The sequence below is a fragment of the Intrasporangium sp. genome (assembly GCF_035688975.1).
Lineage (GTDB): Bacteria > Actinomycetota > Actinomycetes > Actinomycetales > Dermatophilaceae > CALMNV01.
The window spans coordinates 1-12,217 of the sequence record NZ_DASSMH010000147.1; the positions used below are offsets into that span (position 1 = coordinate 1).

At 72.6% G+C, this 12,217-nt stretch carries 11 protein-coding genes and 1 pseudogene; 1 reads left to right on the forward strand and 11 read right to left on the reverse strand.

Annotation, left to right across the window (positions count from 1 at the left end):
• Positions 1 to 387 (forward strand): inositol monophosphatase family protein (locus VFJ94_RS15365; protein ID WP_325005101.1); only part of this gene is annotated, 387 nt, incomplete at its 5' end.
• A gap of 128 nt (positions 388 to 515) precedes the next feature.
• Here VFJ94_RS15365 and VFJ94_RS15370 read toward each other — a convergent pair.
• From VFJ94_RS15370 to VFJ94_RS15420, 11 genes and pseudogenes are all read right to left on the reverse strand, one after another.
• Complete coding sequence (locus VFJ94_RS15370; protein ID WP_325005102.1) at positions 516 to 1,910, reverse strand: pitrilysin family protein; 1,395 nt, start codon at positions 1,908 to 1,910, stop codon at positions 516 to 518.
• Positions 1,907 to 3,196, reverse strand: coding sequence for a pitrilysin family protein (locus tag VFJ94_RS15375; protein ID WP_325005103.1), 1,290 nt, complete (start codon positions 3,194 to 3,196; stop codon positions 1,907 to 1,909). The genes VFJ94_RS15370 and VFJ94_RS15375 overlap by 4 nt, the downstream gene beginning before the upstream one ends.
• Before the next feature lie 74 nt (positions 3,197 to 3,270).
• The gene (locus VFJ94_RS15380) at positions 3,271 to 3,465 is read right to left on the reverse strand and encodes a hypothetical protein (RefSeq protein WP_325005104.1); all 195 of its coding nucleotides are present in this window, start codon (positions 3,463 to 3,465) and stop codon (positions 3,271 to 3,273) included.
• A gap of 116 nt (positions 3,466 to 3,581) precedes the next feature.
• Positions 3,582 to 4,310 (reverse strand): haloacid dehalogenase type II, encoded by a 729-nt coding sequence (locus VFJ94_RS15385; RefSeq protein WP_325005105.1) that lies wholly within the window; start codon positions 4,308 to 4,310, stop codon positions 3,582 to 3,584.
• Between the two features lie 34 nt (positions 4,311 to 4,344).
• Positions 4,345 to 4,968: a DinB family protein gene (locus VFJ94_RS15390; RefSeq protein WP_325005106.1), complete on the reverse strand. Its 624-nt coding sequence runs from the start codon at positions 4,966 to 4,968 to the stop codon at positions 4,345 to 4,347.
• Positions 4,965 to 7,091 (reverse strand): DEAD/DEAH box helicase, encoded by a 2,127-nt coding sequence (locus tag VFJ94_RS15395; protein WP_414654623.1) that lies wholly within the window; start codon positions 7,089 to 7,091, stop codon positions 4,965 to 4,967. The genes VFJ94_RS15390 and VFJ94_RS15395 overlap by 4 nt, the downstream gene beginning before the upstream one ends.
• Positions 7,092 to 7,358: 267 nt before the next feature.
• Entirely contained in the window at positions 7,359 to 8,573 is a 1,215-nt protein-coding gene (locus tag VFJ94_RS15400; protein ID WP_325005107.1) for an acyl-CoA dehydrogenase family protein, read from the reverse strand.
• A gap of 3 nt (positions 8,574 to 8,576) precedes the next feature.
• Positions 8,577 to 9,590 carry a phosphotransferase family protein gene (locus tag VFJ94_RS15405; protein ID WP_325005108.1) on the reverse strand — a complete coding sequence of 338 codons (1,014 nt, stop codon included), beginning with the start codon at positions 9,588 to 9,590 and terminating at the stop codon, positions 8,577 to 8,579.
• Positions 9,587 to 10,363 carry an SDR family oxidoreductase gene (locus VFJ94_RS15410; RefSeq protein WP_325005109.1) on the reverse strand — a complete coding sequence of 259 codons (777 nt, stop codon included), beginning with the start codon at positions 10,361 to 10,363 and terminating at the stop codon, positions 9,587 to 9,589. The genes VFJ94_RS15405 and VFJ94_RS15410 overlap by 4 nt, the downstream gene beginning before the upstream one ends.
• 1 nt (position 10,364) lies before the next feature.
• A complete protein-coding gene (locus VFJ94_RS15415; RefSeq protein ID WP_325005111.1) occupies positions 10,365 to 11,117 on the reverse strand; it encodes an SDR family oxidoreductase in 753 nt (250 codons plus the stop codon).
• 71 nt (positions 11,118 to 11,188) lie between these two features.
• Positions 11,189 to 12,217: pseudogene (locus VFJ94_RS15420) on the reverse strand (hypothetical protein); the annotation flags it as partial.

The window sequence follows — 12,217 nt, forward strand, 5'->3', positions numbered from 1 at the left end:
CTGACGTCGGCCCGGCGCCTGTCGGTGTCGCGCGTCTCCCGGCTCGCCGACGCGTCGGTGTCGTACTCGTCGCTCGACGGCTGGCGCGACCGGGGCCGCTACGACGCCTTCCTCGGCCTGCTCGACGACTGCTGGCGCACGCGGGCCTACGGCGACTTCTGGTCCTACATGCTCCTCGCCGAGGGGGCCGTCGACATCGCGACGGAGCCCGACCTCGCCCTGCACGACATGGCCGCCCTCGTGCCCGTGGTGGAGGAGGCCGGCGGCCGGTTCACCGGGCTCGACGGCAGGCCGGGCTGCTGGAGCGGCGACGCGGTGGCGACCAACGGACTGCTGCATGACGTCGTGCTCTCGCGCCTCGGCACACGGGCGGCCTCCCGCCCGTGACCCGGTGGGTGCGAGCGTGCCCGCGATCGGTGCGCCGGTCGCTGCGATGTGCCGACGCGGGCGGTATGCCGCCCTCCGCGGCACATTCCGCTGACACGTGACGATAAGACCTACCGCGCCCGGCAACGTCAGTCCTCCGCGACCACCGTGACGGGGCCGAGGCCGAGCGCCTCGACGGCCTCCCGGTGCTCGGCCGCGTCGCCGACGACGACGATGGTCCACCCCGCACCGGGCGCCTCCGGTGCACCGGCGACGCCGGCCGCGGCGGCAAAGCGAGCGTAGGCCGCCTCCACCCGGGCCCGGTCCACGGTGGCGAGATCGCGCAGGTTGTCCGTCGTGAACTTCGTCGTGCGCCCGTCGAGCGCCATCGCCACCGCCTCGTCCGCGATGGCGTCCGCCGTCGCGTAGCGCCCGGGGGCCGTCTTGCGGATGAAGTCCACCCCGGCGCGGATCTCCTTGTCCGAGAAGCCTCTCGCCGGGCTGACCAGGATGTCCACGAGGAGCCGGAGCGACTCGGCTGTCGAGTCGGCGCGCACGGATCCGGAGGTGAGGAACATCCCGCCCGACCGTCGGGGCCGGAAGCTCGAGCGGATGCCGTAGGTGTAGCCCTTGTCCTCGCGGAGCACCGCGTCGATCCGGCTGTTGGGCGCGCCTCCGAGGACGAAGCCGATGACGGGATACGGCGCCCAGCCACCGTCGACGGACCGGTCCGGTCCGGGACACCCGACGAGCAGCTCGCTCTGGACGGACCCCGGCCGGTCGACGAGCACGATGCGGGCCCGCTCGTCGGACAGCGCCGCCGAGGCGGTGAGGAAGGACTCCCGCGCCCGGGGACCGGCCGGCCAGGCGCCGAGCCACGCCTCGACCATCGCCCGCACGTCGAGCCCGCCCAGGTCGCCGGCGACCGCCATCGTCGCCCCCGCGGCCACGACGTGTTCGCGGTGAAGCGCCGCGACGTCGTCCCGCGTGATCGTCGCGACCGTTTCGGCGGAGCCGCCGGTGGGGCGGGACCAGCGGTCCGAGGGCGCGTAGAAGGTCCGGACGAACTCCAGGCTCGCCCGGTGCGCGGCTACGGCGCGCTCCTGCTCGATCTCGGCCAGGCGCGTGCGGACGTGCCTGGCCACCTCGGCCTCGGGAAAGGCCGGCTCCGTGAGGATCTGGCGCAGCAGGTCGAGCGCCGGGTCGAGGTTGCCCTTGACGACGTCGAGGTCGAGGAAGAGCCCCGACTCCGAGGGCCCGGCACCGAAGGAGACCCCCTTGCGCTCGAGCATCCGGGCGAACTCCTCGGCGCTGTGCCGGGCGGTGCCCTCGTCGAGCGTGCGCGCCAGAATCGTCGCCACGCCCTCCTTGTCACGAGGCTCGTCCCGCAGGGAGACCGGAAGTCCGAGCCGCACCGACAGGACGTACTGCCCGGGGACGTCGTAGGTGAGCAGCGTCAGGCCGTTCGCGAGCAGGTGCCGCGTCGCGTCCGGAAAGCTCCAGTCTGGCGGCGGGGCGACGGTCGGCCGCGCGACCTGCGTCATGCCGCGACCTCCCCCGAGGAGTCGGCGAGGAAGCGCACGACCGCGCGCGCCGACGGGGCCAGCCACCTCTCGGCGGCCTGCCGCACCTCCTGTGGCGTGACGGCCCGCACCTGGTCGAGAAACGTGTTGACGTATGCCGGGTCGCCGGTGAGCAGCGCGTGGTGGCTGATGTGGTCGGCCCGCTCCTCGATGCTCGACAGGGAGCTGAGCCACGAGCGCTCGGTGTCGGCGACGACGGACTCGAGCTCGGCGGCATCCGGCCCCTGGCGCGCGAAGGCCTCCAGCTCCTCGCACAGCCCCGCCTCGACGTCGTCGGCGTCGGCGCCCGCCACGACGTCGACCGTCAGCGCGCCGAGGCTCACGCCGTCCACGAGCCCCATCGTCCAGCCGTGGACCGACGTGGCCGTCTGGTCCCGGCGCACGAGCCGGCGGGTGAGCCGGGAGCTGGCGAGGCCGCCCAGGACGTCGATGGCGATGGAGCACGCGTGGTACGCGGGGGTGGCGTCGACGGGGAGCCGGAAGGCGACGTAGAGCCGGTCGTTCGGCACGTCCCCGGCGCGGTCCAGCCGCACCGGGCCGAGGATGGGAGGCAGCTGCGGCACTCGCGGTCGCGGCGCCAGCGGGATCGGCGGCAGGTGGCCGAGATACCGCTCGGCGACGGCGAATCCCCGCTCCGGCGTCACGTCCCCGGCGAGCGTCAGCACGGTGTTGTTGGGGCCGTAGTGGGTGCGGAAGAAGGCGTGCACGTCCTCCAGCGTGGCGGCGTCGAGGTCCTCCATCGACCCGATCGTCGGGTGGTGGTAGGGGTGGCCCTCGGGAAAGGCCGTGGCGTAGAGGTCCACGAGGGCCGAGCCGTAGGGCACGTTGTCGTAGCGCTGTCGCTTCTCCTCCTTGACGACGTCCCGCTGGTTGTCGAGGTTCTCCTGGTTGACCGCGTCGAGGAGGTGGCCGTGCCGGTCCGCCTCGAGCCAGAGCGCGAGCTCGAGCGCGCCCGTCGGGACCGTCTCGAAGTAGTTGGTGCGGTCGAACCACGTCGTCGCGTTGAGCCGGCCACCCTCCTCCATGAGCGCCGAGAAGTGCTCTCCCGAGGCCACGTTGCGGCTGCCCTGGAACATGAGGTGCTCGAAGAGGTGGGCGAAGCCCGTGCGACCGGGCGCCTCATGGCGCGAGCCGACCCCCACCCAGAGGTTGACCGCGACCGTGGGCACCGTGTGGTCCTCGGAGACGATGACGCGCAGGCCGTTGTCCAGCGTGCGCTCGGCGAGGGGGTAGTCGATCGTCGTCACGCCCTCGACCCTATGCGAAGGGTCGGCGCGGGACGGACCGACCGTGCGCGCCGGCAGCGGCTCACGGCGGACGGCTAGCCGCTGCCCTGCTGCTTCTGCTTGCGGGCGCGGGCCTCCGCGACCTTGGCGGCGCGCTCCGCCCGCAGCTGGGTGGTGGGGTCGCTCTCCTCGCCGAGCTGGGCCGGCCCGAAGAAGGAGAGCCCCATGAGCCGGAGCCGGTAGTAGATGCGGTAGCCGATGGACAGGCCCTCGTGCTCGGCGCGGCTCACGGCAGCACCTGCTTGCCGGGAGTCCGCGTGCAGGTGGGCCGCGGACAAGTGAGCGTCATCCACCAAGCGTCCCACTCCCGCTCGCCTGCGCCTACTGGCGGGGACCTGCCGGCGCGTCAGGCGCTGACCGCGCCGAGCTGGGCGGCGAGGTCGACGATGGAGGTCGCCTCCAGGTCCGGGGCGGCGAAGGTCTCGGGGTAGTCGGCCCCCGAGCGGTTGACCCACGCCGTCCGCAGGCCGGCGCGCGTGGCGCCGTGGATGTCCCAGGGGTGGACGGCCACGAGCATGGCCTCGGCGGCGGGCACGTCGCACTCGGTCAACGCATGCTCGTAGGCCGCCGCGGCCGGCTTCCACGCGGGCGCCTCCTCGACCGACAGGAGCCTGTCGAAACAGCCGTCGACACCGCTGCGGGCGAGCAGTCCCTCGGCGACCGACCGCGCCCCGTTGCTCAGCGTGACCAGCCGGATGCCGAGGCGCTGCAGGTCGCGCACGCCCTCGACGACGTCCGGATGCACGTCGACCTCGGTGAAGCCGCGCAGGAGGTCGTCGCGCACCGAGGCCGGGTCGTCGACGACTCCGCGCAGCAGGGCGGTCAGCGAGGACGCGGCGAGGTCGGCGAAGCGGGGGCGGTCGCCCGTGACGGTCAGGGCGAAACCGTCCCGGAGGACACCCGCAAACCACGTGCTCGCGAGCTGCCGCGGCACGCCGGCCGCCTCGAAGCGATCGGCGACACCGGCCAGGTCGGACAGCGTCTCGTTGACGTCGAAGATCAGCAGGCGAGGGAGGGACGGCATCGACCTGTCGGGCCGTTGGTCGGCATCCGGCGAGGGGGTCTCGGCGGTCACGGCATACTCCTGTCGGACGGGGACACCCCTGCCGTTACCCAGCCGGCCCCCGGTGCACCCGGCGGCCGCGGCCAGCAACCGTCAGCTGCGACCGGTGGTGGTCGAAGTGCAGCACGGGGTAGCGGTAGACGTCCTCGATGGTCATCCACGCCGTGAAGTAGGGGTCCCACCGGGTGGGGAACGGCATCCCGCGACGCAGCCCCTCGCTGGTCTCCCCGCGCAGGTCGGCCTGCAGCCGGGTCACGACGCGGTCGCCAAGCCAGGCGAGGCGGCCGCCGTGGAAGAGCAGCGCGCCGCCACAGGACCCGAGGTAGTTGACCACGTGGAACGGCCCGGCCGCGGCGTCGAGAAGCCGGGCGAAGCCACGTCCGAGCGGCGCGGGGAGCCGCGAGACGAGCCGCACGAGCGGCAGCAGCCGGCGCACCACCAGGAAACCGAAGACCATGTGGAAGAGCAGCTGTCCGTTGGTCCACCGCGTGCCGTCGCTGCCCCACCGGAGCTGGTCGGGCGGGGTCGTCTCGACGAGGCGCCGAAGCTCCTGCCGACAGCGGTCGAGCTCCGCGGCCATCGCGGTGCGCTCCTCCGCCGTGACCGACCGCGGTCGGTCGAGGTGATGCCGGTTGCGGCGATGCCGTATGCCGCCCCGCACCGGGATCACCTCGACTCGGACAGGGCCTGGGTCAGGAGCGCGACGAGCGCCTCGAGCTGCACGTCGGCCGACGACGCGACCCCTGCGTCCGACCCGTCGAGCGCAGTCGCCGCGAGTCCGGCCTTGCTGTCGATGAGCTCGGCGATCTTGGTGTCGATCGTCTGGGCGGCGATGATGCGCCACGCGGTCACCGGCTCCCCCTGCCCGATGCGGTGGACCCGGTCGATGGCCTGGGTCTGCTCGGCGTCGGTCCAGGACAGCTCGGCGAGCACGACGTTGGAGGCGACCTGCAGGTTGAGGCCCACCCCCGCCGCCGTGAGCGAGCACACGACGATCGCGACGTCCGGGTCGGTCAGGAACGCGTCGATGTTCTGCTGCCGCGACTTGGGCGTCTGCTCGCCCCGGATCGACGCATAGCGGATGCCGCGCCGGGCGAAGGTGTCCTCGGCCACGTCCATGACGTCGACGTGCTTGGCGAAGAAGACGACCTTGCCGACGCTGCGGGCCAGCTGGGCGGCATAGTCGGCGGCGAGCCCCGCCTTCGCCTGCCCGATGCGGCGCATCATGCTGAACACGTTCTCGTCGCTCGCCGCGGTGCTCGTGTCCTCGCGCTCCCACGTGGCGACGCGACGCACCAGCTCGTGGTCGATGCCCTCGACGAGGGGGCCTGCCGCACGGGCCGCGAGGGCGGCCTCGTAGCGCGACACGAGGCGGCGGGCGAGCTCCTGCTCGGCGGCCCGGATCGAGCGCCCTGCCTCGTCGTCGAGCTCGACCGGCAGGTCCGCGATCCGGCGGGCGGGGATGTCCGCCGCCACGTCGACCTTGCGTCGACGCACGATGCCGAGGTCGATCACGCACGCCCGGGCCGCGGGGTAGAAGGCAGGGTCGGCCGGCGTCCAGCCACGCTCCTCCAGGCACTCCATGAGCGCGGCGCGGGGCTGCTTCTCGTCGATCCAGCCGAGGAACTGCCAGATCGCCCGGAAGTCCTCGATGTCGTTGATGAGGGGGGTGCCGGTGAGCGCCATGAGCAGCGGCTGGGCCCTGCGGGCGCGGATCCGCTCGGAGAGCTCGAGGACGTGCTGGGAGCGCTGCGACGTCTTGTTCTTGATGAAGTGCGCCTCGTCGACGACCATCCCCCGGAAGCCGAGGTCACCGAGCCACCCGACGTGGCGGTCGAGCACCTCGTAGTTGACGACGACGATGTCGGCGAAGCCGTCCATGCTCTCGCCGTTGCCGTGGATGACCGTGGCCGGGTGGCTCGGGGTCCACAGGCCGGCTTCGCGGGCCCAGTTGGTCTTGACGACGTTGGGCACGACGGCGAGGAGCGGGTAGGCGTCGGCGGCCTGGGCGGCGAGCAGCGCCTGGGCGGTCTTGCCCAGCCCCGGCTCGTCGGCGAGCAGGAAGGTCCGGTGCCCGGCTGCCGCGGCCGCGACGACGCGCGCCTGGTGCGGCATGAGCTCGAGGCCGCCGGGGGCGCGCAGCGAGGTGGGCTCGGGCAGGTCCATGCACGACGAGGCCCCGGCTTGCTCGAAGGACCGGAAGAGCGGGCCGAGCAGCTCCCATCCGGCCAGGTGCCCGTGACGGGCACGGCGGGCCGCCGCGATCGAGAAGTCCGGGGCGAGGAAGGGGTTGGCGAGCTGGCGGGAGACGACCGACTGCGGCACGACCCGGCGCTCGCTGGCACCCCCGGGGCCCTGCGGCTCGGCGGCGGGCTCCTCGTCGGGCGTCGCCTCGACGCCGGCCGCGAGCAGCAGCTCGCGTCTCAGCGACCGGGCCGCGTCGGAGACGACCGCGTCCTCGGCGAGCAAGGCCAAGAGGGACGTGTCGCGGGCCGCCGTCTTGGCGAGGATCGTGGCGATCCCGTCAAGGCGTTTCAGCTGCTCGGCCCGTTGGGACTCGGTGCTCGTGGAATCCGCCTTGACGCGGGCGCGCTCCTCGCGCACGAGCAGGGCGACGACCTGGAACTTGGCTCGTCCCGAGGGACGCACCGGGCCGCGCTGGGCGGCTGCCTCGACCTCGCGCACGGTGCGGGCGAGCACCGGGATGATGCCGCCCTCGCGGTCGCGAGCGGGACGCCGGTCCCGAAGGGCGGTGCGGGTGCCGCCCGGGTGGCGCTGGCCTTGACGAGCCAAGAACTCCTCCTTACGGGGTGCACGGCGGGCTCGCCGTGACCGGTGACACCGGAGCGCAGCCCCCACGGCCACGGGGGCGCCCTGCTGCGCCGCCCGCTCCGCGGACCTGTGCGACGGCCGACGCGCCTGCCGAGCCGCCCGTGGGCGGCACGGCGGGCCAGTCGGTCACGTGGCCAGCGCCAGCCGGGCTGGCGGCGCCACCGGCGACGGGGCACGGCCGGGGTCCGGTGCTGGCACGATCCTACCGCGCTGCGGCCCGTGCCACGTTCAACGCTCGCGGTGCAGCTCGGCCCGGCCGAGTGACCTGCGATGCACCTCGTCCGGGCCGTCTGCCAGTCGCAAGGTGCGGATCGAGGCGAACCACTGTGCGAGGGGGAAGTCCTGGGACAGCCCTGCGGCGCCGTGCAGCTGGATGGCGCGGTCGAGGATGGCCTGGACCGTTTCGGGCGTCGCGACCTTGATCGCCTGGATCTCCCGCTGGGCCTGCTTGTTGCCGATCGTGTCCATCAGCCAGGCGGTCTTCAGCACCAGGAGACGCAGCTGCTCCAGGCGCACCCGCGCGTCGGCCACCCATTCCCGCACGACCCCCTGCTCGGCGAGGGTCCTGCCGAAGGCGGTCCGGCCTGTCGCCCGGTCCACCATGAGCTCGACGGCGCGCTCGGCCACTCCGATGGCCCGCATGCAGTGGTGGATCCGCCCCGGCCCCAGCCGCGCCTGCGCGATGGCGAACCCGTCGCCCTCCCCGGCGATGAGGTTGGTGGCCGGCACCCGCACGTCCTGGAACTCGATCTCCGCATGCCCGCCGTGTTCGCGGTCGTCGTAGCCGAAGACCTGCAGGGCCCGCTTCACGACCACCCCCGGCGTGTCCCGGGGCACGAGCACCATCGACTGCTGGCGGTGTCTGGGCGCCTCAGGGTCCGTGCGCCCCATGACGATGAAGATCGCCGCGTCCGGGTTCATCGCCCCGGTCGCCCACCACTTGCGACCGCTGATGACGTAGCCGTCGCCGTCGCGCACGATGCGCGTGCTGATGTTGGTGGCGTCCGAGGAGGCGACGTCCGGCTCGGTCATGGCGAAGGCGGAGCGGATCTCGCCGGCGAGCAGAGGCTGGAGCCATTGCTCCCGCTGTGCCGCGGTGCCGAACATGCTCAGCACCTCCATGTTGCCGGTGTCAGGGGCCGCGCAGTTCAATGCGGCTGGGGCCAGGTGCCCACTGCGCCCGGTGATCTCGGCCAGTGGGGCGTACTGCAGGTTCGTCAGACCGGCACCGTGCTCGCCGGGGAGGAAGAGGTTCCAGAGGCCACGGCTGCGCGCCGCCTCGCGCAGCTCGCGCATCAGAGGTGTGCGCGACCACGCCCAAGGGTCGTCCAGCGCGTCCAGCTGCGAGCGGAACTCGTGCTCATGGGGATAGACGTGCTCGTCCATGAAGCCGAGCAGCCGCTCCCGCAGCTCCTCGGTCCGGTGGTCGTAGGCGAAATCCACGTGTCAGTACTCCTTCATCGCCCTCTGTCCGAAGGCGAGCAGCGGTTCGACGGCCTCACCGATGCCCTCGAACCCCTCGCCGGTCGTCTCGCCGCGCTGGTGGCGCAGGTGGATGCCCTCGACGATCACCGCCAGCTTGTAGGCCGCCAGTCCGACGTAGAAGCCCATGTGGTCGAGGGCGCGACCGCTGCAGCGGCGGTACTCCTCGAGCAGCTGTTCGCCGACCATGAAGCCGGGGGCGGCGGCGGAGTCGACGATCCGCCCGTCGATGTGGGGCAGCTCGCCGTAGAGCACCATGAGGGCCACGTCGGTGAGCGGGTCCCCGAGCGTGGCCATCTCCCAGTCGAGCACGGCGACGACGCGGTCGTCGTCGTCGAGGAGCACGTTGTCGACCCGGTAGTCGCCGTGCACGACCGCGGGCGGGCCCTGGGGCGGCACCGAGGCGGCCAAGGCGTCACCCAGCTCCTCCGCCCCGACCAGCTCGCGGCTTCGCGACGACTCCAGCTGGGTCCGCCAGCGGCGCACCTGCCGCGCGAGGAACCCGTCGGGCCGGCCGAAGTCGGCCAGCCCCACCGCACCGGGGTCGACGGCGTGCAGCTGGGCCAGGGTCTCGACGACACGGCGGGAGATCGCCTGGGTGCGCGCGGCTCCCAGCCGACGCAGGGACTCGGCCGAGCGGTATGCCGTGCCCGCCACGTAGTCCATCAGGTAGAACGGCGCCCCGACCACGTCCGGGTCCTCACACAGCAGCAGGGTTCGCGGGACCGGCACCGAGGAGGACCGCAGGGCCGTGATCACCCGGTGCTCGCGCGCCATGTCGTGGGCCGTCTCCAACACGTGGCCAAGCGGTGGCCTCCGCAGCACGAACGTGTGGACGCCCGAGGTGACGGCATACGTGAGGTTGGACTTGCCGCCCGCGAGGAGGCGAGCGGTCAGCGGCCCGTCGAGGAGGCGGGGGGCGGCGGAGTCGAGGTAGCCAGTAAGCCGGTCGAGGTCGATCCCGGGGACGGTCGTCATGACACGGCCCCGTCGAGCCGGATCTGCAGCTTGCGCATGCCGCCGAGCCAGCGGTCGGTGTCACTGGCTCGGCGCGCGTAGTAGTCCGCGACCTCCCCATGCGGCAGGACGAGGAACCGGTCGTCCCGCAGCGCCTGCCACGCGCACTCGGCCACGTCGTCGGGCTCCAGCACGCGCTCGTGCGCGAGCAGCTCCTGGGCGGGGCCGGCGTCGTCGAGCATGCGCGTGCGCACCCCTTGTGGGCACAGGGCCTGGACGACGATCCCACGGTGCCCGTAGGTGGCCGAGAGCCACTCCGCGAAGGCCACGGCCGCGTGCTTGCTCACCGAGTACGGCGCGCTGCCCAGCATGGTGAGCAGCCCGGCAGCCGATGCCGTGACCACGAAGCGACCGCCGCCCTGCTCCAGCCACGTCGGGATCAGGCGGCGCGCGGCGCGCACGTGGGCTCGCACGTTGACCTCGAGCGCTCTGTCCCAGTCGGATTCGGGGGCGGACAGGCCACCGCCCACGTCGACCCCGGCGTTGGCGAAGTAGACGTCGATCCGGCCGAGGTGCAGGGCGGCCCGCGTGACGAGCGCGTCCACGCCCGGGTCACCGGCCGCGTCGCCGGGCACCGCGAGACCGCCCACCTCGCGCGCCACCCGCTGGGCGGCGGCGGCGTCGAGGTCGTTCACCACGACCCGCGCCCCGTCCGCGGCCGCTCGACGGGCGATCGCCCGGCCGATGCCGTGACCCGCACCGGTGACGACGACGCCCAACCCGCCGGTCGGCATGTCAGACCCCGCCCGTGAGGGTGAGCCCGCCGTCCACCACGACCGTCTGGCCGGTGACCCAGCTCGAGTCCTCCGAGAGCAGGAAGGCGACCACCCCGGCGACGTCCTCCGGTTCGCCGAGCCGCTGCAGGGGGTAGGTCCTGGCGACCTCGGCCTCCCGGCCTTCGTAGAGGGCCGCGGCGAACCGCGTCTTGACGACCGCGGGAGCCACCGCGTTGACCCGGATGGCGGGACCGAGCTCGACGGCGAGCTCCTCCGTCATGTGCTTCAGCATCGCCTTGCTCGCGCCGTAGAAGCCGATCCCCGGAGCCGGCTTGAGTCCCGCGATCGACGAGACGTTGACGACCGCTCCACCGTGCTGCCCCATCCAGGCCCGGTGCGCGCGCTGCACCCACGACAGGGCGGCGAGGCAGTTGGCCTCGACGATCTTGCGGGCAGCGTCCAGGTCCAGCTCGACCATCGGCCCGTAGACCGGGTTGATGCCGGTGTTGTTGACGAGCAGGTCCAGCGACCCGAACTCAGCCAGCGTCCGGGCTACCGCCTCGTCCTGGTGTGCGGCGTCGTCGGTGCGCCCGGCGACGTCGAGGGCGACCTGCGGGCCTCCGAGCTCGCTGGCGGCGCGAGCCAGCGGCTCCGGCTTCCGCCCGGTGATGGTGACCCGCGCTCCCTCCGCGACGAGTCGCCGAGCGACGGCGAAACCGATGCCCCGACTTGCCCCGGTGACCAGGGCCACCTTCCCCTCGAACCGCCCCATGCGTCGCTGCTCCTCAATGTCGCTGCTCCTCAATGACGCTGCTCCTCAATGACGTCCCGTGTGCTCGCCGTTCAGCGCGACAGGCGCAGGTGCTCGCCCGCCGATGAGACGGACACCTGGCGGGGCCGTCTGAGGGTGAGCAGGTGGTCCAACAGGTCCTTGACCCCCATCCGGTCCTCGAAGTCATACCCCCGCTTGACCGGACCCGCCGCCCGAGCCCGGTCCAGGTCCTCACGCGGCACCAGATACCGCAACAACAACTCCTCATCCGACAGGTGCCCACCCCCATACTGCTCCCGCAACTCCCCCAAAGACGGCTGCGGCCGCTGCCACCCCACGAACCGCCGCCCGTTCTCCGTCGACAACGCCCGATCCTTCGCCTCCTGGCTCACCGGCGCCGGCGGCGTCCCGAAATGCCCACCCAGATACATGCACACCTCATCCGGCACCACCGACCACCGGTCCCCCGTCACGATATTGAGCACCGACTGGATCCCGATCAACTGCGAGAACGGCGTCGCCGACACCGGGTGCCCCATCTCCTCACGCACCACCACGCACTCCTCGAGCACCTGCGTCAACCGCTCCGCCATCCCGTACTGCGCCAACTGCGCCTTCAACGTCCCCGTCATCCCCCCCGGCAGATGATGCCGATACGCGAACGTGTTGTACTCGCTCGGCACCCCCACCGCCCACCCCTCCTGCTGCGCGATCCGCGTGCAGTGATCCGCGATCCCCGGCAACACCGACACATCGACCCGGTGACCATGCCCCGCCCAGCGCAGGTTCTCCACCGTCTGCTCCGTCGAGGGCAACGACGGCCCATTGGCCAACGGCTCGCTACACGTATGCAGCACCCGCGCCCCCGCCTCCACCGCGATCATGTAGTTGACCGCACCCATCCCCGTGTTGTTGTGGAAATGGAACTCCACCGGCGTGTCCCCCGCCGCCGCCAACAACGCCGGCACCAACGTCCGCGCCCGCTCCGGCGTCAGGATCCCCGGCGCATCCTCCACATAGATCCCCGACACCGACGACCACGACACCATCTGGCGCACCCGCTCGGCAAACCACTCATCCGTATGCACCGGGCTGATGCC